Origin of the sequence: Lentzea xerophila (genome assembly GCF_051094245.1) — a bacterium.
Classification (GTDB): Bacteria; Actinomycetota; Actinomycetes; order Mycobacteriales; family Pseudonocardiaceae; genus Lentzea; species Lentzea xerophila.
The window spans coordinates 845,970-868,092 of sequence record NZ_CP194934.1; the positions used below are offsets into that span (position 1 = coordinate 845,970).

Consider the following 22,123-nt stretch of genomic DNA (forward strand, 5'->3'; position numbering starts at 1 on the left):
CACGCGCACGTATGACCATCCAGACTCGGTCAAGATGATCGCCGACCTCCAGCAGGTCTACGTCGAGCGCTACGGCGACGTCGACGTCACGCCGGTCGACCCGGCGCAGTTCGCCGCACCGCTCGGCTACTTCGTGATCGGCTACCTCGACGGGGTGCCGGTCGCGTGCGGCGGCTGGCGCATCAACGACGAGATCGAAGGCGCCGCGGAGATCAAGCGGATGTACGTCGTCGAGTCCGTGCGGGGCAGGGGCCTCTCGCGGCTCGTGCTCGCCCACCTGGAGGTCACCGCGCGCGAGGCGGGCCTGCGGCGGATGGTGCTGGAGACCGGCCTGCGCCAGCCGGAGGCGATCAGCCTGTACACGACCAGCGGCTACGACCGGATCGACAACTTCGGCGTGTACCGCGACCACCCGGAGAGTCGTTGCTACGGGAAGTCGTTGTAGGTTCGGGCGCATGGCCATTTATGCGTTGGGGGACTACACGCCGCAGATCCACCCGGACGCGTACGTGCACCCGGACGCGACGGTGATCGGCGACGTGCGCATCGGCGCGTTCTCGTCGGTCTGGCCGCAGGCCGTGCTGCGCGGTGACTACGGGCGCATCGTCGTGGACGAGCGCACGTCGATCCAGGACGGCACGGTCATCCACTGCACCGAGGTCCACCCGGTGCACATCGGGTCGTCGTGCGTCATCGGCCACAACGTCCACATCGAGGGCGCGACGGTCTCGGACGAATGCCTGATCGCGTCAGGGTCGGTGGTGCTCAACGGTTCCATCGTGGAGAAGGGCGCGATCGTCGGCGCCGGCGCGGTGGTCTCGTTCGACGGCCACGTCCGCGAACGCACGATGGTGCTGGGTGTTCCCGCCCGTGAGCGCCCCGGACACGTTGTGCCGGAACGGGCCTGGGAATTCATTGTGGAGAAATACGTGCAGAACATCGCCCTGTACCGGGAGAAGCTCCGTCGTTTGGACTGAGTGGGATAGGGTTCACAGCCGTGGCTCGTCCCCTCAACGAAGTTGTCGAAGCCGGTTGGGCTGAAGCTCTCGCCCCCGTTGCTGACCAGATCGCCGCCATGGGTGAGTTCCTGCGCGCGGAGGTCGCCGCCGGCCGCACCTACCTCCCCGCGGGCGAGAACGTGCTGCGTGCCTTCCAGCAGCCGTTCCACCAGGTGAAGGTGCTGATCGTCGGGCAGGACCCGTACCCGACGCCCGGTCACGCGGTCGGCCTGTCGTTCTCGGTGGCCCCCGATGTGCGGCCCATCCCCAAGTCGCTGATCAACATCTACAAGGAATACGCCGAGGACCTCGGTCACCCGTTGCCGTCCAACGGCGACCTGACCCCGTGGGCCGAGCGCGGTGTGCTGCTGCTCAACAGGGCGCTGACCGTGCAGCCCGGCAAGGCCAACTCCCACCAGGGCAAGGGCTGGGAGAAGGTCACCGAGCAGGCCATCAAGGCTCTCGCCGCCCGTGACGCACCGCTGGTCTCGATCCTGTGGGGCCGCAACGCGCGCAACCTGCGCCCGCTGCTCGAACCGTTGCCGGCCATCGAGTCCGCGCACCCGTCGCCGTTGTCGGCGCACTCCGGGTTCTTCGGTTCGAAGCCGTTCAGCCGTGCCAACGACCTGCTGGAGAAGCAGGGCGCGGATCCGATCGACTGGAAGCTGCCGTAGTTCCGCAGGCAAGACGTGATCTCCGGCTGACGGCCGCGGGAGCGGCCGTCTCCGAGTTCGGCAACTCGTTGTCGTTGCTCGTCCTGCTGTTCTGGGCGACGCCGATCAGCCCGCTGCTGGTCGCCGCGATCCTGGTCGCCGAACTGCTGCCGCTCGTGCTCGGCGCACCTCTCGCCGGCATGCTCGTCGACCGGCTGCCGAACCGCCGTCTGCTGATCATCGCGTTGCTGTTCCAGGGCGTCGCGATCGCGGCCATCGCGCCGTTGATTGGGGCAGCCGGCCTTCGTGGTGGCGCTGGTGTTCGTATCGGGCTGCGGCCGCGCGGTCGCCGTGCCCGCCACCTCCGCTCTCGTGCCGCACATCGCGGGTGAGGAAGAGGCGACGCGTGGTTATGCGTGGCTCGGCACCGCGCGCAGCGTCGGCAACATCGCGGGTGTGACCGGTGGCGCGGTGCTCGCTGGGATCTTCGGCCATCCCGCCGCGTTGCTCATCGACGGCTGCACCTTCATCGCTTACGCAGCGCTGCTTGTGTTCGTGCGGTCGGAACGCAGGCCGTCAGGCGACCACGCGAGGCGTCCCAGTGCCCTCGCGGGCATCCGGCACGTGCGGCGGGATCCCGTGTTGTTCGCCTCGATCATCGGGCTGGCGTTGGTCGTCGGCGCGGTCGTCGTGATCAACGTCGCTGATCCCGCGTTCGTGCGGTACGTGCTGCACGGCGACGAGTTCGTGCTGGGCGCGATGCAGGCGTGCTGGATGGTCGGAATCCTGCTCGGCAACCGGCTGGTGGCGCGGTTGAAGACCGTGCCGGAGGTCGCCTACTGGCTCGCGATCTCCGGTGTCACCACGGGCGTCGCGGTGTTGATCCCGGCGACGTTCCCGCTGGTCGTAGCGGCGGGAGTCGGCTGGTTGATCGGTGGCGTGTCGAACGGTGTGGGCAACGTGACCATGAACGCCATCGTGCGGTTGCGCACGCCCGAGGAGATGCGCGGCCGTGCGTTCGCCGCGGCCGGGTCGATGGTGATCGGGGCGAACCTGCTCGGGACGGCAGCCGCAGGTGGGCTGTTGCTGGTCATGGGGCCACGAGCGGTGTTCGCACTCGGCGGCACCGGGGCGTTGCTCGTCGGCGTGGCCTGCCTGGTGTTCGTGCACCGAGCCCTGAAACGCGAGAAGAGCCCGGCCGAAGCCGGGCTCTTCTCGAACTAGAAACGAACTGTGGCGGTGATCAGCCGCGCACGACCTTGCCGGCCTTCAGGCAGGACGTGCACACGTTGATCCGCTGGCGCTGCGAGGCCGAAACCTTTGCGCGCACAGACTGGATGTTCGGGTTCCAGCGGCGGTTCGTCTTCCGCTGGGAGTGCGAAACCGAATGGCCGAAGCCCGGCCCCTTGCCACAGACGTCGCACACGGCAGCCACGTCAGCCACTCCTTCAGGTTCCTCAAGCGGTAAGTCTCGCGTCCCGGTGGGCGCGCAAGCGTGCACAAGCCTCAACCGGGCACGGCAACTCAACGAGGGTAGCCGGTGGCCTCACCCGCGACCAAACCGGGTGGATACTCTCGCCGCCATGCAGGTCATGGATGCGGTCGCGGTGCGCAGATGGGCAGACGCCTGCGTGCGGTCGTTGGACGCCAATCGGGAGTCGATCGACCAGATCAACGTCTTCCCCGTCCCGGATGGTGACACAGGGACGAACCTGCTGCACACGATGCAGTCGGCGCTCGACGCGCTGCTGCGCTCGCCCATGTCGACGGTGGGGGACGCGCTGTCGGCGCTCGCCCGCGGCGCGCTGGCCGGTGCCCGCGGCAACTCGGGCGTGATCCTGTCGCAGGTGCTCAGGGGCCTGGCGGAGACCGTCCAGGAGGTTTCCCTGGTCACCGGCTCGGCGCTGCGCAAGGGCCTGCACCGGGCCGACGAGCTGGCCACCGCCGCGGTGTCCAAGCCCGTTCCCGGCACGGTCCTGTCGGTGCTGCACGCCGCGTCCGAGGCGGCTCGTGACTGCCCGTCCGACGAGCTGGACGAGGTGGTGATGGCGGCGTCGCGCGCGAGTGCCGTCGCATTGGCCGACACGCCGCGTCAGCTCGCCGTTCTGGCCAAGGCCGGGGTGGTCGACGCGGGCGGTCGCGGACTCGTTGTGTTCTTGGACACATTGGCCGCGGTGATCACCGGCCAGCAGGTGGAAACACCGATGGACGCGCCTCTGCTGGCGCGCACGCCGGAGTCGCTGACGACCGAGCGCGAGAGCGGGTCTTCGGAGTTCGAGTACGAGGTCATGTACCTGATCGACGAGACCTCTGACGACCTCGTGGGCGAGCTCCGCGCCACGTTGAACGGGCTGGGCGACTGCGTGTCGGTCGTGGGCGACGGAGCCTCGTTGTGGACCGTGCACGTGCACTGCAACGACATCGGCGCGGCGATCGAGGCGGGGGTGCGCGCGGGACGTCCGCACCGCATCACCGTGGCGCGGTTCGCCGACCAGATCGCCGCGCAGGCCTCTCGTTTCGTGCGCGACCGGGCGATCGTGGTGGTGGTGAGCGGCGCTGTCGACCTGTTCCGCGCCGAGGGCGCCACGGTGTTCGACCTCGCTTCTACTTCGGCGACGCCCACGGACCTGTTGTCGGCCATCGTGTCGACGCGCGCGCGGCACGTCGCGGTGCTGCCCGGTGATCCGGCTCTCCGTGAGGTTCTTGATGAGGCCGTCGCGTACGCCCAGGCTGCTGGGCAGGACGTAGTGGTGGTGCCGACGTTCTCGCCCGTGCAGGCCCTCGCGGCGTTGGCGGTGCACGACTCCACTCGCCGCGCGGGTGACGACGTCGTCGCGATGGCCGAGGCCGCTGCCGCCACCCGCCGCGGTGAGCTCTCCATCGCGGCCGACGAGGCGCTGACCTGGGTGGGCCGCTGCCAGCCCGGCGACCTGCTCGGCATGCTGGACGGCGAGGTCGTGCTGATCGAGCCCGGCCCCGCGGCGCCGGAGTCGGTGATGGACCTGTCCTGCCGCCTGGTCGACCGCATGCTGGCGGGCGGCGGCGAGCTGGTGACGGTGATCCTGGGCGCGGACGCGCCGGACGGCCTGGCCGAGGTGGTGGAGGACCACGTGCGCGTCACCCATCCGGAGGTCGAGGTGACGGCGTATCCGGGTGGCCAGCCGGACGCGGTCATTTTTGTCGGTGTCGAGTAGTTCAATGGGAAACGATGATCTCCTTCGACGACAAGCTGCAGCCGTTGCTCGGCAAGAAGACCGCCGACGCACTGGAGACCGGCCTCGGCCTCACGACGGTCGGTGACCTGCTGCGCCACTACCCGCGCCGCTACGACGAGCGCGGGAAGCTGACCGACATCCGGTCGCTGGAAATCGACGAGCACGTGACGGTGCAGGCCGAGGTCCGCAAGTGCGTGAAGCGGCAGATGAAGGCGCGCCGCGGCCAGATGACCGAGGCCGTGATCACCGACGGCACCTCCGAGCTGCACCTGGTGTTCTTCGGCAAGCCGGCCTTCGTCGCCGAGCAGGAGCTGCTGCCCGGCACGCGCGCGCTGTTCGCGGGCAAGGTCGGCCGCTACCGGCAGAACCTGCAGCTGGTGCACCCGGCGTTCGAGGTCCTCACCGCGGAACGGGACGGGTCGTCGTTCCTGCAGGCGTTCCTGCCCGTCTACCCGGCGTCGCAGCACATCAACACGTGGAACATCGCGAACTGCGTGAAGCAGCTGCTGGAGATCTGGGACGGCGTGCCGGAAGACCCGCTGCCCGCCGACTTCCGCGCCGAGCAGGGCCTGATCGGCCTGGAGGAGGCGTTGCGGTCGATCCACCGGCCGGACAGCTGGGCGGAGATCACCGTGGCGCAGCAGCGCCTGAAGTGGGACGAGGCCCTCGCCGTGCAGCTGGCCCTGGCGCAGCGCCGCAAGGCCTCCACGGCCCGCCCGGCGCCCGCTTGCGCGCGTAGATCCGGCGGGATCCTGGACGCGTTCGACGCGCGGCTGCCGTTCACGCTGACCAACGGCCAGGTCGAGGTCGGTGCGCAGATCTCGGCGGATCTCGAGTCCACCGTGCCGATGAACCGGTTGCTGCAGGGGGAGGTGGGTTCAGGAAAGGCACAACCGCTCGACTCGCTCGTGCTCACGCCGACCGGCTTCATCCGGATGGGCGACGTTCGGGTTGGGGACGAGGTGATCGCGGCCGGCGGCGAGGTCACCGTCGTGACCGGCGTCTTCCCCCAGGGTGAGCGAGACGTCTACCGCGTCGTGCTCTCGGACGGGCGCAGCGTGGAGTCTGATCTCGAGCACCTGTGGGCGGTGCACACGAGCGACCGGTGGAATCCGCTCGAAGTGCTGACGTTGCGTGAGATCCGCGACGACCTGACGACGGCGAGCGGCGCATCGAAGTGGCATCTGCCTGTGGTCGAGGCACCCGAGCTGGACTGTGTGACCGAACGACCGCTGGACCCGTACGCGTTGGGGCTGTTGATCGGTGCCGGCTCGCTGCTCACCGGCGCTGATCCTGAGCTGCTCGAAGAACTGGCGGCGGCTCTCCCGAAGGGCGCACCGCGGACTCTCGGGGTGCACGGCCGCCGTGCCGAGGACAAGTTCCTGCCGGAGAACTATCTGATCGCCCCGGTGAAGGTGCGGCATGCGCTGTTGCAAGGGCTGCTGGACATCGATGGCGCGCTCGACCATGGCTCGCACGTGACCTTCTCGCCGGCGTCGCCACGGCTCGCTGACCAGGTGTCCTGGTTGGCGGAGTCACTGGGGGGCACGGGCAGCGTCCGTCCCGTCGAACAGATGGGAAACACGTACCACCAGGTCAGCCTTCGCCTGCCGAACGAGTTCCCGCCGTTCCGTCTCGCCCGGAAAGCGGAGCTCGTGCGGGAGCGCACCGAGTACGAGAAGCCCGTGCGCGCGATCCGTGCGGTCGAGTTCGTCGGGCGTAAGCCGGTGCAGTGCATCTCGATCGCGCACCCAGACCAGCTCTACGTCACCGACCACTTCGTGGTCACCCACAACACGATGGTCGCGTTGCGAGCAATGCTCCAGGCCGTCGACGCCGGCCGTCAGTCGGCGATGCTCGCGCCCACGGAAGTCCTTGCGGCGCAACACGCCCGCTCGCTGACCGAGATGCTCGGCGACCTCGCCCAGGCGGGCCAGCTGGGCGGCGCCGAGGACGCGACGCGCGTGACGTTGCTGACCGGCTCGATGAACACCGCCCAGCGGCGCCAGGCGTTGCTCGACATCGTGACCGGCGAGGCGGGCATCGTCGTCGGCACGCACGCGATCATCCAGGAGAAGGTGGAGTTCCACTCGCTGGGCCTCGTCGTGGTCGACGAACAGCACCGCTTCGGCGTCGAGCAACGCGCCGCCCTGTCGGCGCGCGGCGAACGCGAGAACCCGCACGTGCTGGTGATGACGGCGACCCCGATCCCGCGCACGGTCGCGATGACCGTCTACGGCGATCTGGAGGTGTCCGCGCTGCGTGAGCTGCCCGGCGGCCGCTCGCCGATCAAGACCTCGGTCGTGCCGGTGCGCGAGAAGCCCGCGTGGCTCGACCGCGCTTTCGCCCGAGTGCGTGAAGAAGTCGCGGCCGGCCACCAGGCGTACTTCGTCTGCCCGCGCATCGGCGACGAGGAGCCCGCGAAGTCCGACGACGAGGACAGGCGCCCGGCCCTGTCCGTGATCGACGTCGCGACCATGCTCGCCCAGGGCCCGTTGCGCGGCCTGCGCATCGAGATCCTGCACGGCCGCATGCCTCCAGACGAGAAGGACGCCGTGATGCGCGCCTTCGCCGCCAACGAGGTCAACGTCCTGGTCGCCACCACCGTCATCGAGGTGGGCGTCAACGTCCCGAACGCCACCGTCATGGCGATCATGGACGCCGACCGCTTCGGCGTCTCGCAGCTCCACCAGCTCCGCGGCCGCGTCGGCCGGGGCAGCGCGCCGGGCCTCTGCCTGCTGGTCACCGAGATGCCGGAGATGACGGCCACGATGGAACGCCTGCGCGCCGTCGAGTCCACTCTGGACGGCTTCGAACTGGCCCAGCTGGACCTGGAACTGCGCCGCGAGGGCGACATCCTGGGCGCCGCCCAGTCAGGCCGCCGCTCGGGCCTGAAGATGCTCTCCCTGCTGCGCGACGAGGACATCATCGCGGACGCCCGCCAGGCGGCGCAGCAGGTCGTGGACGCGGACCCGGACCTGGAGAAGCACCCCGGGCTGGCGGGGATGGTGGCGACGCTGCTGACGGAGGAGCGGGCCGACTTCCTGGAGAAGACCTAGGAGGCGGTCCGGGCGCGGCTGGTTGGCTGCGGTTGACGTGGAGGTCCGAGGGCGAGCAGGTCGTGTCCCGGTTGGAGGCCACGCTGGTTCGCCCGTGACCTCGTCTGGCCTCCGGCCCACCCGTGTCCTGGGGGGACCGCCGGCAGCGTTCGCGCCCGGTTTCCGCAGTTGGGTGACCGCGCCCGGCAGCGTTTCGCGACCCCGGCCGCCACCGCAGCCTGAGGCCGTGCCCGAAGGCGATCCGCGGCCTGACCGGCGACCGCCCGCAACCCGGCGAACGGCAGCGGCCACGCCACCCAGGCGACGACCAGCCTGCCGCCGCCCCGCTCGAACGCGAGCTCAGCCCTTCTGCCGCGGCTTCGGCAGTTGCTCGGTCTTCTGCTCCGAGGACGAACCAGCCGAATCAGCCGGAGCGGCCTCGGTCTCGTCGGCGTCGGCCTCGGCGGCGCCGTCCTCCAGCGGCTTCAGCACCGACATCGCCGCCTCCACCGCGGCCTGCGCGGCGTGGAACTGCGTGGCGAGGTTGTCGTGCGCCGAACGCAGCGAGGCCTCCTTCTCGGCCGCGGCGGCCGCGCGCTGGTCGGCCTCGGCCACGGCGGCCGCCGACTTCTCCTCGGCGTCGCGGAGGAGCTTCGTCGCCTTCTCGTCGGCCTCGCGCACCGTGGTGGCGGCCTTCTCGTCAGCCTCGCGGACCGTGGTCGCCGCATGCTGCTCGGCGTCGCGGACGAGCTTCGTGGCCTTCTCGTCGGCCTCCCGCACGGTGGTGGCGGCCTTCTGCGTGGCCTCCGCGACCGTCGTCGAAGCCTTGTCCTCGGCCTCGCGCAGGGTCGTCGCCGCCTTCTCCTCCGCGGCGCTGACCAGGGCCACTGCCTGCGCGGACGCGTCGGCGGTGGTCTTCTCGGCGCGGGCGAGCGACTCGGCCTCCAGTTCGGAGAGGGTCTTCTCGGCCTCCGCCTGCTTGGCCTTCAGTTCGCCGTCGAGCTTCCGCAGCGCCTCGGTCCGCTTGGTCTCGGCGTCGGTGACGATGCTGTCGGCCTCGGCCCGCGCGTCCGCCAGCACCTTCTGGTGCTCGGCGGTCAGCTTCGCCTTGAGGCCGTCGTACTCCTTGTCCAGCTCGTCGTGGTACGCCTTGTACTTCTGGTCGAGCTCGACGCGGTGGGTGTCCAGGTCGGCCGACTTCTTCTCGAACTCGGCGGCGACGCGCTCACCGTTCGCGCGCACCTCGGCGACCAGCGCCTCGTGTTCGGCGGTGAGCTTCGCCTTCAGCGACGAGTGCTCGGTCTCCAGTTCGGACCTGCGAGCGGCGAACTGCTGGTCGAGTTCGGCGTGGCGCTGCTGGTAGGTGACCTCGAGCTGTTTGCGGCGGGCCTCGGTCTCGGCGAGCAGGCGCTGGTGCGCCTCACGCTGTTCCGCGGCCCACTTCTCGGCCTCGCCGCGCGTCGCGGCGGCCTTGTCGAGGGCGTCCTTGCGGATGTCCGCGATCTCTTCCTCGGCCAGGCTCATCATCACGCGGACGCGCTCGGTGACGTTCGAGGCGCTCACTGGGCTGTTGGCGAGGTTCTGGAGCTGGATCTTGCTCTTGTCGAGGTCGGCGCGCATGGAGTTCAAGAGCTTCGTGAGCTCCGCCACCTGCGCGGCGGCCGCGTCACGGGAGCGGTTCGAGTTCTTGAGGTCGAACTCCAAGCGGGTGACTCGTTCGTTCACCTGTCGCTGGTTGTAACCACGAAGGACAACGTCGAAATGCGGTGTGCGGGCAGTAGGCTGCCCGGCTCCATCAGCCCCGGCCATATGGCTCACCCTACCGAGATAGTTACCAAGATCGTCACTCGATCTGGTTAAACCCACTACCGGCCGGAGTCTGACCGGGTGGCGGGTGTCCACCTGGTTCCCACCAGGCGAGAATTCAGGCGTGCAAGACCGATCAGGATGACACCCATCACGTGGGACAGTCCTCCCACCTGGCAAGAGCTGCACGGTAACGTGCCTGAACTGACCGTCGAGTAACTCCGGGAGGGCTACGGATGTTCCGCAAGGTTCTTGTCGCCAACCGCGGCGAGATCGCGATTCGCGCGTTCCGAGCCGCCTACGAACTGGGCGCGGGAACGGTCGCCGTTTTCCCTCACGAGGACCGAAACTCGCTGCACCGCTTGAAGGCGGACGAGTCGTACGAGATCGGTGAGCCCGGGCATCCCGTCCGCGCCTACCTTTCCGTCGAAGAGATCATCAAGGCCGCCCGCAAGGCCGGCGCCGACGCGATCTACCCCGGTTACGGCTTCTTGTCCGAGAACCCGGAGCTCGCGCTGGCGTGCCGTGAGGCAGGCCTCACCTTCGTCGGCCCCGTCGCCGAGGTGCTGGAGCTGACCGGCAACAAGGCGCGCGCCATCGCGGCGGCCCGTGAGGCCGGGCTGCCGGTGCTGGAGTCGAGTGCGCCGTCGTCGGACGTCGACGAGCTGCTCGAGGCGTCGAAGACCATGCGCTTCCCGGTCTTCGTGAAGGCCGTCGCCGGTGGTGGCGGCCGGGGCATGCGCAAGGTCGACGACCCGGCCGCGCTGCGTGAGGCGCTGGAGGCGGCGTCACGCGAGGCGGAGTCGGCGTTCGGCGACCCGACGGTGTTCCTCGAACAGGCCGTGGTCGAGCCACGCCACATCGAGGTGCAGATCCTCGCCGACGGCCAGGGCAACGTGATCCACCTCTTCGAGCGCGACTGCTCCGTGCAGCGGCGCCACCAGAAGGTCATCGAGATCGCGCCGGCGCCGAACCTCGCACCCGAGCTGCGCGACCGCATCTGCGCCGACGCGGTGAAGTTCGCGCGGCACATCGGCTACCGCAACGCCGGCACCGTCGAGTTCCTCCTCGACCCCGAAGGCCACTACGTCTTCATCGAGATGAACCCGCGCATCCAGGTCGAGCACACGGTCACGGAAGAGGTGACCGACGTCGACCTGGTGCAGTCGCAGATGCGCATCGCGTCCGGCGAGACGCTGGAGGACCTGGGGCTGTCCCAGGACACCGTCCAGCTGCGCGGAGCGGCCCTGCAGTGCCGCATCACCACGGAGGACCCGGCCAACGGGTTCCGCCCGGACACCGGCACGATCAGCGCCTACCGCTCGCCGGGTGGTTCCGGCATCCGCCTCGACGGCGGCACGGCCGGTGCGGGCATGGCGATCAGCCCCCACTTCGACTCGATGCTCGTGAAGCTCACGTGCCGCGGCCGCAACTTCGGCCTCGCCGTCGCCCGTGCGCGTCGTGCGATCGCGGAGTTCCGCATCCGCGGTGTGTCCACGAACATCCCGTTCATCCAGGCCGTGCTGGACGACCCGGACTTCTACGAGGGCCGCGTCACCACGTCGTTCATCGAGAAGCGCCCGCACCTGCTGACGGCGCGCCACTCGGCCGACCGCGGCACGCGCCTGCTGACCTACCTCGCGGACGTCACGGTCAACCACCCGAACGGCACCCGCCCGACGGCGGTGGACCCGCGCGAGAAGCTGCCGGTCATCGACCTGAACGCCGAACCGGCTCCCGGGTCGAAGCAGAAGCTGGTCGAGCTCGGTCCCGAGGGCTTCGCGCGGTGGATGCGGGAGAACAGGGCCGTCGGCGTCACGGACACGACGTTCCGCGACGCCCACCAGTCGCTGCTCGCCACCCGAGTACGCACCAAGGACCTGCTCGCCGTCGCGCCGCACGTCGCGCGCATGACGCCGGAGCTGCTGTCCCTGGAGTGCTGGGGCGGCGCGACCTACGACGTGGCGCTGCGGTTCCTCGCGGAGGACCCGTGGGAGCGGCTCGCCGCGCTGCGCGAGGCCGTGCCGAACATCAACCTGCAGATGCTGCTGCGCGGCCGCAACACGGTCGGCTACACGCCGTACCCCGAGGCGGTCACCAAGGCGTTCGTGCAGGAGGCGACGAACACCGGCATCGACATCTTCCGGATCTTCGACGCCCTCAACGACGTCGAGCAGATGCGACCGGCGATCGAGGCCGTGCGCGAGACCGGGACGGCGGTCGCCGAGGTGGCGCTCTGCTACACCAGCGATCTGTCCAACCCGGACGAACGTCTGTACACACTGGACTACTACCTCAAGCTCGCCGAGCAGATCGTCGGTGCCGGCGCGCACGTGCTGTGCGTCAAGGACATGGCGGGCCTGCTGCGGGCTCCGGCCGCGTCGCGCCTGATCACGGCGCTGCGCAAGGAGTTCGACCTCCCGGTCCACCTCCACACGCACGACACGGCCGGTGGCCAGCTGGCCACCTACCTCGCGGCCATCCAGGCGGGCGTGGACGCGATCGACGGCGCGACCGCGTCGATGGCGGGCACCACGTCGCAGCCGCCGCTGTCGTCGATCGTGGCGCTGACCGACCACACCGAGCACTCCACCGGCCTCGACCTGCAGAACGTCTGCGACCTGGAGCCGTACTGGGAGTCGGTGCGCAAGATCTACGCGCCGTTCGAGTCCGGCATCCCCGGCCCGACCGGCCGCGTCTACCACCACGAGATCCCCGGTGGTCAGCTCTCGAACCTGCGGACCCAGGCCGTCGCTCTCGGTCTCGGCGAGAAGTTCGAGGAGATCGAGTCGATGTACGCGGCCGCCGACCGCATGCTCGGCCACCTCGTGAAGGTGACGCCGTCGTCCAAGGTCGTCGGTGACCTCGCGCTGCACCTCGTGGGCGCGGGCGTCTCGCCGAAGGAGTTCGAGGAGAACCCCGGCAAGTTCGACATCCCCGCCTCGGTGATCGGCTTCCTGCACGGCGAGCTGGGCGACCCGCCCGGCGGCTGGCCGGAGCCGTTCCGCAGCAAGGCCCTCGAGGGCCGGCCGGCCCCGAAGCCGGTCGAGGAGCTGTCGGCGCAGGACGAGGCAGGGCTGGTCGACGACCGGCGGGCGACGTTGAACAGGCTGCTGTTCCCGGCGCCCACCAAGGAGTTCCGCGCGCACCGCGACGCTTACGGCGACACGTCGGTGTTGCGCTCCAAGGACTTCTTCTACGGTCTGCGTCCCGGCGAGGAGTACTCCGTCGACCTGGAACCCGGTGTGCGCCTGCTCATCGGCCTGGAGGCGATCTCCGAGGCCGACGCGCGCGGCATCCGCACGGTCATGGCGACCCTGAACGGTCAGCTGCGGCCGATCCAGGTCCGCGACCGCTCGGTGGCCGCCGACATCCCGGCCGCCGAGAAGGCCGACCGCACCAACCAGAACCACGTCGCGGCACCGTTCGCGGGCGTGGTGACGGCGGCGGTGGCCGAGGGCGACAGCGTCGACGCCGGGCAGACCGTCGCGACGATCGAGGCCATGAAGATGGAGGCCGCGATCACCGCCCCGAAGGCGGGCAAGGTGCAGCGCCTGGCGGTGCGCGGTGCCCAGCAGGTCGAGGGCGGCGACCTCCTGATCGTCCTGGAGTAGTAGTCGTGCACGCGAAGGGCCCGGCGCGCGCCGGGCCCTTCGTGCTGCCCGGGCCCTTCGTGGTGCGGGGAGCGAGGAACTCCACGACGATTCCGTGCGTTGCACCGGGCACGGGGTTACAGGGGAAGGGAATCGCATGAAGAAGGCGTTGGCCGGCCTGCTCGGACTGGCGGGCGTGGCGTGGGCTTTGCGGGACGTGCCGAAGCAGCTGGGTGGCAAGCCGGATCCGGTGCGGATGGCGCGTTCACCGCACTACCGCGACGGGAAGTTCCACAACGAGAAGAAAGTCCGCACGGTCCCGGACCGCGAGTCCCTCCCGTTGCGCGACCTCGTCTTCGGCGGCGCCGGCCGCAAGCCGTCCGTCGCGGTCCCGCTGGTCGGTCCCGCCGCGCCGGTGTCCGAGGGCCTGCACATCACCTGGTACGGCCACGCTTCCGCGCTGATCGAGATCGACGGCGCCGCGGTGCTGGTCGATCCTGTGTGGAGCGACCGCGTCTCACCGTCCTCCCGCGTCGGTCCCAGGCGGCTGCACCCGGTTCCGCACCAGTTGTCCGATCTGCCTGCGGTGAGCGCCGTGGTGGTCTCGCACGACCACTACGACCACCTCGACATGTGGACCGTGCAGGAGCTGACCAGGTCGACGTCCGCGGTGTTCGTGGTGCCGCTCGGTCTCGGCGCGCACCTCGCGCGGTGGGACGTGCCGGCGAACCGCATCGTCGAGCTGGACTGGGACGAGTCGCACTCGGTGGACGGTTTCACGCTCACTTGCACTGCGGCACAACACTTCTCGGGCCGTTCGGTGCAGCGCGACGTCACGCTGTGGGCCTCGTGGGTGATCAAGCGCGGCGACCGGTCGGTGTTCTACAGCGGCGACACCGGCTACTTCGCCGGCTACCAGGCGATCGGTGCGGCGCACGGGCCGTTCGACGCGGTGCTGATGCAGGTCGGTGCGTACGGGGACGCGTGGCCGGACATCCACATGACGCCGGAGGACGGTGTCCGTGCGTTCGACGACCTCGGCGGCGGGCTGCTGATCCCGGTGCACTGGGCCACGTTCGACCTGGCACTGCACCCGTGGGGCGAGCCGATCGACCGGGTGTGGCGCGAGGTGAAGGCGCGCGGGATGAAGCTCGCCGTGCCGCGGCCGGGTGAGCGGGTCGACGTGGACGCTCCCGGTGACGTCGACGGCTGGTGGCAGGCTCTCGCCTGAGGGCTCAGGACCCCTCTGGGACGATGTCCGCGTGACACGAATCGTTGCCGGGACCGCGGGAGGCCGCAGGCTCAAGGTGCCGCCCAAGGGCACCAGGCCCACGTCCGAGCGGGTCAGGGAAGCCCTCTTCAGCTCGCTGGAGGCGATGGTGGACCTCGACGGCGCGCAGGTCCTGGACCTCTACGCGGGCTCCGGCGCGCTCGGGTTCGAGGCCCTGAGCAGGGGTGCGGAGCACGCGACGTTCGTGGAGTCGGACAAGCGGGCGGCCGACGTGCTCAAGGCCAACGCGCGCGACCTGGGCTTCACCAACACGACGATCGCGAACCGGACGGCCGAGGCGTACGTCACGGCGGAGGGGGAGAAGTTCGACGTCGTGTTCGCCGATCCGCCGTACGCGGTGAGCGACGACGAGCTCGCCAAAGTGTTGCGGGGGATCGCGCCCAGGCTCGCTGGTGATGCCATCTTGATCGTGGAACGTGCTTCGCGAAGCAGCGAACCAGCCTGGCCTGAGGAAGTGGAACCGTTGCGTGCCAAGCGTTATGGGGACACGGCCGTGTATTGGGGTCAGGCGCGTTCTGATGGGTGACGAGAACCACGGACACGCCTGGAGGCATCCGATCGGGTGCTAACGTCCGCTCCATGACGCGTGCCGTGTACCCCGGCTCCTACGACCCGGTAACCAACGGCCACCTGGACATCATCGGGAGAGCCGCGCACCTGTTCGACGAGGTCGTCGTCGCCGTGCTGATCAACAAGAACAAGCGCACTCTTTTCGACGTCGAGGAACGTCAGGAGATGCTGCGCGAGGTCACCTCCCAGTGGGACAACGTGCGTGTCGACTCGTGGCACGGCCTGTTGGTCGACTACTGCCGCGAGAACAACATCAAGGCCATCGTGAAGGGCCTGCGCGCGGTCAGCGACTACGACTACGAGCTGCAGATGGCGCAGATGAACCACCAGCTCACCGGCGTCGACACGCTGTTCATGCAGGCCAGCCCGCAGTACTCCTACCTGGCGTCCTCGCTGGTCAAGGAGGTCGCGACGTACGGCGGCGACGTGTCGACGCTGTTGCCTGCCTCGATCGAGCAGCGGCTGCAGCAGCGCCTCGCCGAGACCCGCTAGTGGTGTGACTCGGAACGGTGCCGCGAGGCGCCCTGCTGACCGCGAATTACCCAGCCGACGTTCCGGGCCGCGCCACTAGCTCAGGGTCAGCTTCATCCCCACGTGCGACGCGGTGAACCCGAGCCGCTCGTAGAACCGGTGCGCGTCCACGCGTGACGCGTCCGTCGTCAGCTGCACCACACCACAGCCGCGTGCGCGTGCCTCGTCGATCGCCCACCTCATGAGGTGGGCACCGAGGCCGCTGCCGCGCTGGTCGGAACGCACCCGCACGGCCTCGACTGTCGCGCGGGTCATGCCCAGGCGCGACAGGCCGGACGTGAACGTGAGCTGCAGCGTGCCCACGACCTCGTCGCCGGAGACCGCGACCGCGAGGTACTGGTGCGGATCGGCGTCGATCACCTCGAACGCCTTCAGGTAGGCGGGGTCGCCCGGCCGCTCGCGTGCGGCGCCGAGCGGGTCGTCGGCCAGCATGGCCACGATCGGGTGGACGTCGGCGGCGACGGCTCGCCGGATTGTGATCTTCACGGTTCCCCCAGGTCGATGTGCGGAAATCCTGACACGCCCTGCCGATCTCCCTGACCGGGGGAGATCGGCAGGGCACACTTGTGGGTGGGAGTCACAGGGGTTAGGGAGTGAGACGTGTACCGGGTGTTCGAGGCACTCGACGAGCTCGTCACGATCGTCGAGGAAGCGCGCGGAGTTCCGATGACCTCGGGGTGCGTGGTGCCGCGCGGCGATGTGCTCGAACTGCTCGACGACGTGCGTGACGCGATCCCCGCCGAGCTCGACGACGCGCAGGACGTGCTGGACCACCGCGACGAGGTCGTCGGCAAGGCCAAGCACGAGGCCGAGACCGGCGTGTCCAAGGCACGCGCGGACGCGGACCGCATGCTCGCCGAGGCGCAGGCCGAGGCCGAGGCGATGCTGTCCGACGCGCGCGCCCGTGCCGAGCGGATGATCGCCGAGGCGGAGGACCAGGCCGAGCGGACCGTGGCCGCGGGCCGGCAGGAGTACGACGACCTGGTGGGTCGTTCGCACGCCGAGGCCGAGCGGATGATCCAGGCGGGCCGGGCGAACTACGAGCGCGCCACCGAGGACGGCCGCGCCGAGCAGGCCAGGCTCGTCAACGAGCAGGAGGTCGTCCGTGCGGCGCACGCCGAGGCGGCACGCCTGCTCGACTCCGCGCAGAGCGAGTCCATCCGGCTGCGGTCGGAGTGCGACGCGTACGTGGACAGCAAGCTCGCGGACTTCGAGGACCTCCTCGCGCACACGCTCAGGTCGGTCGGCAAAGGCCGTTCGCACCTGCGCGGACCGGCCGTCGCGGGTGCCGCGGCGCCGTTCGACTACGGCTCCTGACGAACCAGGGCGCTCCGGCGTCGACTGAACGTGTGATTCGCGCTACGTCGGACAGGTGCGATCACCTGCCGATTTCACGTGCGGGGGCGTCGTCCCGTACCCTGGACCGGCTGGACGTGGTAGGTCCCCGCCGGCAAAACCCGAAATCATGACTGAGCATCGTCACGCGCCCACGCGTCCCACAGCATCCAGTCCCTGGGTCATCGACACCAGGGACATCGGCCGTCGAGCCGGTCTGAGCCGACCCCTCGTGAGGTCGGTCCCCGGCGAAGGTGTGGGGCTGCTCGGGGTGATCGCGGTGCCCGAAGGCGGGGAAGTCGAGCTCGACCTCCTGATCGAATCGGTCGTGGAGGGCCTGCTCGTGTCGGGGACGGCGTCCGCGAAGGTCGAAGGGGAGTGCTCGAGGTGCCTCGAGCCGCTCGCCGAAGAGGTTGAAGTCCGGATCACGGAGCTCTACGCGTGGCCGGACAGCACCACGGACGAGACCACTGATGAAGACGAGGTCAGCCGGATCGTCGACGATCTGATCGACCTCGAGCCTGTGGTGCGGGACGCCATCGTTCTCGCGCTGCCGCAGGCGCCGCTCTGCGAGCCGGACTGCAAGGGGCTTTGCTCCGAGTGTGGTGGCAGGTGGGCGGAGCTCGGGCCCGACCACGGGCATGAGACGATTGACCCTCGTTGGGCCGCGTTGCAAGAGCGGTTCAGCGATGACAACTCGGAGGAGAAGTAGTCGTGGCCGTCCCGAAGCGGAAGATGTCGCGTTCGAACACCCGTGCGCGGCGTTCCCAGTGGAAGACGTCTGCCGTGCACCTGGTGGCGTGCTCCAACAAGGCTTGCCGCCAGCCGAAGCCGCAGCACGTCGCCTGCCCGGCCTGTGGTCAGTACGCTGGCCGCCAGGTCGCTCAGCCGGCCTGATCTCCTCGGCGACGTAGTGGGGGGAAAGCCGCCGCGCGCACCGCAAGCGGACCGCGCGGATCTGCTCGAAGCGCTCGGCGTCCACCTGGACGCCGAGCTGCTCGTGCTGTCACTCACCCACAGGTCCTACGCGTACGAGAACGGCGGCTTGCCGCCGAACGAGCGTCTCGAGTTCCTGGGAGACGCGGTGCTGGGGCTGGTCGTCACAGACCACCTCTACCGCACCCACCCCGATCTTCCCGAAGGTCAGCTCGCGAAGCTCCGCGCCAGCGTGGTCAACATGCACGCACTGGCGGGCGTCGCGCGCAACCTGGGTGATGGCGGGCTCGGTGCACACCTGCTGCTCGGTCGCGGCGAAGAGCTGACCGGCGGCAGGGACAAGGCGAGCATCCTCGCCGACGGCCTCGAGGCCGTCATCGGTGCGGTGTACCTGCAGTTCGGTATCGATACCGCACGAACGTTCGTTCACCGGCTGTTCGATCCGCTCTTGGCCAAAGCTCCGCTTTTGGGTGCTGGACTGGACTGGAAGACAAGCCTGCAGGAGCTCACCGCTCAAGCCAGCCTCGGCGTCCCGGAGTACCGCGTGGACGACCAGGGGCCGGACCACCGCAAAGAGTTCACCGCAACGGTGCTCGTCGGTGGCCAGCCTTACGGCAAGGGTGATGGGCGCACCAAGAAGGAAGCCGAGCAGAAAGCCGCCGAAGCGGCTTATCATGTTCTGTCGGAGCGGGTCAAGGCCGAGCAGGAGCCGGTCCGATCCGCGAACGGACAGAATGGCGCCTCGGTGACGCCAGGGACCGCCCCAACCGAGGAAGACTGAGACACGCAATGTATGCGACCAGGTACCGCACGAACCGCCGCACGCGTTCCGCTCGCGGCCCGGTGAACACCTCCCGCAGTGGAGGAATCCAGGGACTTGTGCTGGTCAGGGACACGAGCCGTGCGGGAGTGTGGGTCCTCAAGCCCACCAAGCCGCAGGCAGCCGTGATCGAGGCGCAGCCCGTCGACGAGGGCAAGTCCGAAGCCTGACGTGCCCGAACTCCCAGAGGTCGAGGTAGTACGCCTCGGCCTTGAAGCCCACGTCGCCGGCCGGGTCATCTCCTCGGTAGAGGTGCTGCACCCACGTGCCATTCGCCGGCACGACCTGGGTTCCTTGGACTTCTGCGCGCGCCTGGCGGGCCAGCCAATGGCCGCCGCCAGGCGCCGCGGCAAGTACCTCTGGGTAGAACTGGCCGACAAGGCCGCCATGCTCGCGCACCTGGGCATGAGCGGCCAAATGCTCGTCCAACCCTCGTCGGCCCCCGACGAGAAGCATCTGCGCGTCCGTTTCCGGTTCGACGACGGCGGACCAGAGCTCCGTTTCGTCGACCAGCGCACCTTCGGCGGCCTCGCTCTGGCCGAACTGGTCGAGGTCGACGGAACCCTCGTGCCCGACTCGGTCGCGCACATCGCGCGCGACCCCATGGACCCGTTGTTCTCCCGTGATGCTGCCGTGCGCGCGTTGCGCCTGCGTCACACGGAGATCAAGCGTGCTCTGCTGGACCAGACCCTCGTGTCCGGGATCGGCAACATCTACGCCGACGAGGCGCTGTGGCGCGCGAAGCTGCACGGCACCCGCATGACGGACAAGTTGACCAAGGCCAAGGCCGCTGAGCTGCTGGACCACGCCACCGACGTGATGCGTGAGGCGCTCGGGCAGGGCGGCACGTCGTTCGACGCCCTCTACGTCAACATCAACGGGCAGTCCGGGTACTTCGACCGCTCCCTGAACGCTTACGGGCAGGAGAACCGGCCCTGCAAGCGGTGCGGGGCGGCGATGATCCGGGAGCCGTTCATGAACCGCTCGTCGTTCTCGTGCCCGCGTTGTCAGCCTCGCCCCAGGGCTTGAGGCGGTGGGCTCGGCGTAGGCTTTTCCAGCCTTTCGCTGTTCGGCTGGCCGTTGTGGTTCAGGTTCGGCACTGTTCGTGCTGGTCGGCGCCGCGCTGACAACCGTCGCGCGGGCTCGAACGTCCTGTAGTCGATCCAGTCCTTCCACGCTGAAGTCTCGGTGCAATAACGCGCGTTCGACAGTAGTGCGCAGTGCGTAGTAGTGTCCACGGCGCAACAGTGCTCCTGGAAGACGGAGCGCTTTGGTGGTCGGAACGGCTTCGCCGATTTCGGCCCACCAAGCCCGGGGTCGGAGGGGCCATGGACACGAGTCAGCTGCTCAAGGGGGTGCTCGACCTGGCCGTCCTTGCGGTTCTGCGCAAGGACGACGGGTACGGGTACGACGTGGTGCGCAGACTGCGCGCCGGGGGATTGAACGACGTGGGGGACGCGTCGGTGTACGGCACGCTGCGCCGGCTCTACAACGCGGGGTTGCTGACCTCGTACGTGGTGCCGAGCGAAGAGGGGCCGCACCGCAAGTACTACAGCATCAACGAGACCGGGCGGGCGCGCCTGGCTGAGTCGAGGGAGACGTGGAGGTCGTTCGCCAGCACGCTGGACGGCCTGCTCGAGGAGGTCGCAGCATGAACACGCAAGCGCTCGGTGTCGAGTACTACCTGGCCGGGATGCGTGCCGCCCTCGACGACCTGCCGCCCAACGAGGTCTCCGAGATCATGGAGGACGTCGGGGCGCACGTCAGCGAGCTGTCCACCGAGCTTGGCGAGAACGAGACCCTCGAGCAACGGCTCGGGCCGCCCGAGCAGTACGCGCGGGAGCTGCGGCAGGCCGCCGGGTACCCGCCGCGGACCGAGCGGTTGCCGGTCACCACGAAGAAATCCTGGCTGAGCAGGCCGCGCGCGGCGGCGTGGGGGCTCGCGGTGGCCACCGGCATCACGCTGCTCGCCGGAACCGCGGCGTTGCGGGCGACCGCGGTGCTTCTGCTGCCGGGTGTGATCCTCGTGCTCAGCCTCGCGCTCGTGCACGACCGCGGGCCGACCCAGCAGGAGATCATGAACCTGCCGGAGACGCAGAAGCTCAAGAAGTGGCTGACGCCGGAGCGGGGTACGCCGGCGGAACGGGCGTTGACCTACCTCAGGTCGTTGCAGCCCGCGTGGTGGCTGGTGCGGGCGGGCCTGATCGGGCTAGGGGCCGTGCTGCTCGCCGGCCGCGACATCATCGGGTTCCTGGCGCTCGCCGCGATCGCGGTGGGCTCGGTGTTCGCCGGGCCGCGGGCCCAGGTCGACCGGCGGTGGCTGTGGTTCAGCCTGCCGGCCTCGGCGCTGGCGGTGGGTCTGCTCTTCCACGTCATCGACGTGACCGCGGGGCAGCTCGCGTACAACCCGTCATCGTCGTCGTACCAGGCGCCGATCGTGCAGAACCACGAGAACATCTACGCCTACGACGAGAACGGCAAGTTGCTCACGAACGTGCTGTTGTACGACCAGGACGGCAATCCCATCAACGCCCCGCGCCAGTACTACGGCTGTGGTCGTGGTGGCGATCCGCAACCGATGATTCCGGCCAACAGGTATCCGCGGCCGACGGTCGACTATGAAAACGGAACCTGTTACACGGTGACACCGAGCGTGTCCGCTCCGTCGTCGGCATCCAGTTCGCCGACGTCGAGTGCACCGGTGTCGACTTCGGAAAGCGCAACTCCGAGCTCGGTGGCACCCACTTCTGTGTCACCCAGCAAGTAAATCCGGGAGCGGGACCTCGTCGGGGGGTCCCGCTCCTACTTGTTCTCCTGCGGTTCGGCCAGGTGGCGCAATACGGGCATGGCCGAGCGCAGGTGTTCTCTGTCTTCCGGGGAAAGCTCCGCCATTCTTTCACTCAATAGTTCGGCTTCGCCGTGAGCGAGCGACAGGATCGTCTCGCGACCGACTTCGGTGAGCACGACTATCGTCGCCCTGCCGTCGGCAGCGTCGGGCTCGCGACGTACGAGGCCGGTGGACTCGAGGCTGGTCACGACGGTTGTCGCGGTCGGCTGTGAACACAGCGCGCGCACCGCGATCTCGCCGATCCGCATCGGGCCGTGGGCGCTCAGTTCGGATAGCACCAATAACTGGGTGGGTTGCAGACGACGGGCCGGAGCGGCCTGTCGAAGACTACGCACCAGCCGGTGCACGGCCACCACGAGTTGAAGTGCCTCGTGGTTGGTGACGGTGGTGGGCATCGTTTCTCCGCGCGCATGTGATTGTCCGAATTCGGACACGAACCCTGGCACTTTCCCTCATTCACGCTCCGCGCGCTATCCGCCAAGTGCCGAT

General features: G+C 69.1%; 22 protein-coding genes and 2 pseudogenes. 20 read left to right on the forward strand and 4 right to left on the reverse strand.

The window, feature by feature from the left end; genetic code table 11:
- Positions 1-34: 34 nt before the first annotated feature.
- From ACRSBM_RS04195 to ACRSBM_RS04215, 5 genes are all read left to right on the forward strand, one after another.
- Entirely contained in the window at positions 35-445 is a 411-nt protein-coding gene (locus ACRSBM_RS04195) for a GNAT family N-acetyltransferase (protein ID WP_434439931.1), read from the forward strand.
- A 10-nt stretch (positions 446-455) separates the two neighbouring features.
- Positions 456-977: a gamma carbonic anhydrase family protein gene (locus ACRSBM_RS04200; RefSeq protein ID WP_434439933.1), complete on the forward strand. Its 522-nt coding sequence runs from the start codon at positions 456-458 to the stop codon at positions 975-977.
- 20 nt (positions 978-997) lie between these two features.
- Positions 998-1,672, forward strand: a complete 675-nt coding sequence (locus ACRSBM_RS04205) for a uracil-DNA glycosylase (protein ID WP_434439935.1) — start codon at positions 998-1,000, stop codon at positions 1,670-1,672.
- Positions 1,673-1,740: 68 nt separating this feature from the next.
- The gene (locus ACRSBM_RS04210; RefSeq protein ID WP_434439937.1) at positions 1,741-2,043 is read left to right on the forward strand and encodes a hypothetical protein; all 303 of its coding nucleotides are present in this window, start codon (positions 1,741-1,743) and stop codon (positions 2,041-2,043) included.
- The gene (locus ACRSBM_RS04215; protein ID WP_434439939.1) at positions 1,970-2,875 is read left to right on the forward strand and encodes an MFS transporter; all 906 of its coding nucleotides are present in this window, start codon (positions 1,970-1,972) and stop codon (positions 2,873-2,875) included. The genes ACRSBM_RS04210 and ACRSBM_RS04215 overlap by 74 nt, the downstream gene beginning before the upstream one ends.
- A 19-nt stretch (positions 2,876-2,894) precedes the next feature.
- Here ACRSBM_RS04215 and rpmB read toward each other — a convergent pair whose 3' ends face one another.
- The gene (gene rpmB / locus ACRSBM_RS04220; RefSeq protein WP_030467945.1) at positions 2,895-3,086 is read right to left on the reverse strand and encodes a 50S ribosomal protein L28; all 192 of its coding nucleotides are present in this window, start codon (positions 3,084-3,086) and stop codon (positions 2,895-2,897) included.
- A 148-nt stretch (positions 3,087-3,234) separates the two neighbouring features.
- On the opposite strand from rpmB, the gene ACRSBM_RS04225 reads away from it, so the two are divergent.
- The 3 genes and pseudogenes from ACRSBM_RS04225 to ACRSBM_RS04235 form a co-directional block, all read left to right on the forward strand.
- On the forward strand, positions 3,235-4,845 hold the full coding sequence (locus ACRSBM_RS04225) for a DAK2 domain-containing protein (RefSeq protein ID WP_434439942.1): 1,611 nt from the start codon (positions 3,235-3,237) through the stop codon (positions 4,843-4,845).
- Positions 4,846-4,859: 14 nt separating this feature from the next.
- Positions 4,860-5,357 (forward strand): annotated as a pseudogene (locus ACRSBM_RS04230) (OB-fold nucleic acid binding domain-containing protein); the annotation flags it as partial.
- A gap of 1,305 nt (positions 5,358-6,662) precedes the next feature.
- Positions 6,663-7,925: pseudogene (locus ACRSBM_RS04235) on the forward strand (ATP-dependent DNA helicase RecG); the annotation flags it as partial.
- Between the two features lie 339 nt (positions 7,926-8,264).
- On the opposite strand, the gene ACRSBM_RS04240 reads toward ACRSBM_RS04235, so the two are convergent.
- Positions 8,265-9,629 (reverse strand): hypothetical protein, encoded by a 1,365-nt coding sequence (locus ACRSBM_RS04240; protein ID WP_434439944.1) that lies wholly within the window; start codon positions 9,627-9,629, stop codon positions 8,265-8,267.
- Positions 9,630-9,946: 317 nt separating this feature from the next.
- Here ACRSBM_RS04240 and ACRSBM_RS04245 point away from each other — a divergent pair, with 317 nt between their 5' ends.
- From ACRSBM_RS04245 to coaD, 4 genes are all read left to right on the forward strand, one after another.
- Positions 9,947-13,324, forward strand: a complete 3,378-nt coding sequence (locus tag ACRSBM_RS04245; protein ID WP_434439945.1) for a pyruvate carboxylase — start codon at positions 9,947-9,949, stop codon at positions 13,322-13,324.
- A gap of 136 nt (positions 13,325-13,460) precedes the next feature.
- On the forward strand, positions 13,461-14,534 hold the full coding sequence (locus ACRSBM_RS04250) for an MBL fold metallo-hydrolase (protein WP_434439947.1): 1,074 nt from the start codon (positions 13,461-13,463) through the stop codon (positions 14,532-14,534).
- Positions 14,535-14,565: 31 nt separating this feature from the next.
- Complete coding sequence (gene rsmD / locus ACRSBM_RS04255; RefSeq protein WP_434439949.1) at positions 14,566-15,120, forward strand: 16S rRNA (guanine(966)-N(2))-methyltransferase RsmD; 555 nt, start codon at positions 14,566-14,568, stop codon at positions 15,118-15,120.
- A 53-nt stretch (positions 15,121-15,173) separates the two neighbouring features.
- On the forward strand, positions 15,174-15,656 hold the full coding sequence (gene coaD / locus ACRSBM_RS04260) for a pantetheine-phosphate adenylyltransferase (RefSeq protein ID WP_434439951.1): 483 nt from the start codon (positions 15,174-15,176) through the stop codon (positions 15,654-15,656).
- 75 nt (positions 15,657-15,731) lie between these two features.
- Here coaD and ACRSBM_RS04265 read toward each other — a convergent pair whose 3' ends face one another.
- Entirely contained in the window at positions 15,732-16,127 is a 396-nt protein-coding gene (locus ACRSBM_RS04265) for a GNAT family N-acetyltransferase (RefSeq protein WP_434452955.1), read from the reverse strand.
- A gap of 168 nt (positions 16,128-16,295) precedes the next feature.
- On the opposite strand from ACRSBM_RS04265, the gene ACRSBM_RS04270 reads away from it, so the two are divergent.
- From ACRSBM_RS04270 to ACRSBM_RS04305, 8 genes are all read left to right on the forward strand, one after another.
- Positions 16,296-17,012, forward strand: coding sequence for a DivIVA domain-containing protein (locus ACRSBM_RS04270; RefSeq protein ID WP_434439953.1), 717 nt, complete (start codon positions 16,296-16,298; stop codon positions 17,010-17,012).
- A 148-nt stretch (positions 17,013-17,160) separates the two neighbouring features.
- Positions 17,161-17,742 (forward strand): YceD family protein, encoded by a 582-nt coding sequence (locus ACRSBM_RS04275; protein ID WP_434439954.1) that lies wholly within the window; start codon positions 17,161-17,163, stop codon positions 17,740-17,742.
- A gap of 2 nt (positions 17,743-17,744) precedes the next feature.
- Positions 17,745-17,927 (forward strand): 50S ribosomal protein L32, encoded by a 183-nt coding sequence (rpmF, locus tag ACRSBM_RS04280; protein ID WP_030467958.1) that lies wholly within the window; start codon positions 17,745-17,747, stop codon positions 17,925-17,927.
- A 16-nt stretch (positions 17,928-17,943) separates the two neighbouring features.
- Positions 17,944-18,747, forward strand: a complete 804-nt coding sequence (gene rnc, locus ACRSBM_RS04285) for a ribonuclease III (RefSeq protein ID WP_434452957.1) — start codon at positions 17,944-17,946, stop codon at positions 18,745-18,747.
- An 8-nt stretch (positions 18,748-18,755) separates the two neighbouring features.
- Positions 18,756-18,956: a hypothetical protein gene (locus ACRSBM_RS04290; protein WP_325517619.1), complete on the forward strand. Its 201-nt coding sequence runs from the start codon at positions 18,756-18,758 to the stop codon at positions 18,954-18,956.
- A 1-nt stretch (position 18,957) separates the two neighbouring features.
- Positions 18,958-19,815, forward strand: coding sequence for a bifunctional DNA-formamidopyrimidine glycosylase/DNA-(apurinic or apyrimidinic site) lyase (mutM, locus tag ACRSBM_RS04295; RefSeq protein ID WP_434439957.1), 858 nt, complete (start codon positions 18,958-18,960; stop codon positions 19,813-19,815).
- A 299-nt stretch (positions 19,816-20,114) separates the two neighbouring features.
- A complete protein-coding gene (locus tag ACRSBM_RS04300; protein WP_167976464.1) occupies positions 20,115-20,441 on the forward strand; it encodes a PadR family transcriptional regulator in 327 nt (108 codons plus the stop codon).
- The gene (locus tag ACRSBM_RS04305; RefSeq protein ID WP_434439959.1) at positions 20,438-21,553 is read left to right on the forward strand and encodes an HAAS signaling domain-containing protein; all 1,116 of its coding nucleotides are present in this window, start codon (positions 20,438-20,440) and stop codon (positions 21,551-21,553) included. Before ACRSBM_RS04300 ends, ACRSBM_RS04305 begins: the two co-directional genes overlap by 4 nt.
- Positions 21,554-21,588: 35 nt before the next feature.
- On the opposite strand, the gene ACRSBM_RS04310 is transcribed toward ACRSBM_RS04305, so the two are convergent.
- Positions 21,589-22,029, reverse strand: a complete 441-nt coding sequence (locus ACRSBM_RS04310; RefSeq protein WP_030467971.1) for a MarR family winged helix-turn-helix transcriptional regulator — start codon at positions 22,027-22,029, stop codon at positions 21,589-21,591.
- Between the last annotated feature and the right edge of the window lie 94 nt (positions 22,030-22,123).

Excerpts from the sequence above, each read along its gene's own strand:
- ACRSBM_RS04310 (WP_030467971.1), bottom strand. The coding sequence starts at position 22,029 with ATGCCCACCACCGTCACCAACCACGAGGCACTTCAACTCGTGGTGGCC.
- ACRSBM_RS04275 (WP_434439954.1), top strand. The coding sequence starts at position 17,161 with ATGACTGAGCATCGTCACGCGCCCACGCGTCCCACAGCATCCAGTCCC.
- ACRSBM_RS04195 (WP_434439931.1), top strand. The coding sequence starts at position 35 with ATGATCGCCGACCTCCAGCAGGTCTACGTCGAGCGCTACGGCGACGTC.
- ACRSBM_RS04225 (WP_434439942.1), top strand. The coding sequence starts at position 3,235 with ATGCAGGTCATGGATGCGGTCGCGGTGCGCAGATGGGCAGACGCCTGC.
- ACRSBM_RS04200 (WP_434439933.1), top strand. The coding sequence starts at position 456 with ATGGCCATTTATGCGTTGGGGGACTACACGCCGCAGATCCACCCGGAC.
- ACRSBM_RS04305 (WP_434439959.1), top strand. The coding sequence starts at position 20,438 with ATGAACACGCAAGCGCTCGGTGTCGAGTACTACCTGGCCGGGATGCGT.
- ACRSBM_RS04265 (WP_434452955.1), bottom strand. The coding sequence starts at position 16,127 with ATGCTGGCCGACGACCCGCTCGGCGCCGCACGCGAGCGGCCGGGCGAC.
- ACRSBM_RS04245 (WP_434439945.1), top strand. The coding sequence starts at position 9,947 with ATGTTCCGCAAGGTTCTTGTCGCCAACCGCGGCGAGATCGCGATTCGC.
- ACRSBM_RS04300 (WP_167976464.1), top strand. The coding sequence starts at position 20,115 with ATGGACACGAGTCAGCTGCTCAAGGGGGTGCTCGACCTGGCCGTCCTT.
- coaD (WP_434439951.1), top strand. The coding sequence starts at position 15,174 with ATGACGCGTGCCGTGTACCCCGGCTCCTACGACCCGGTAACCAACGGC.
- ACRSBM_RS04250 (WP_434439947.1), top strand. The coding sequence starts at position 13,461 with ATGAAGAAGGCGTTGGCCGGCCTGCTCGGACTGGCGGGCGTGGCGTGG.
- ACRSBM_RS04290 (WP_325517619.1), top strand. The coding sequence starts at position 18,756 with ATGTATGCGACCAGGTACCGCACGAACCGCCGCACGCGTTCCGCTCGC.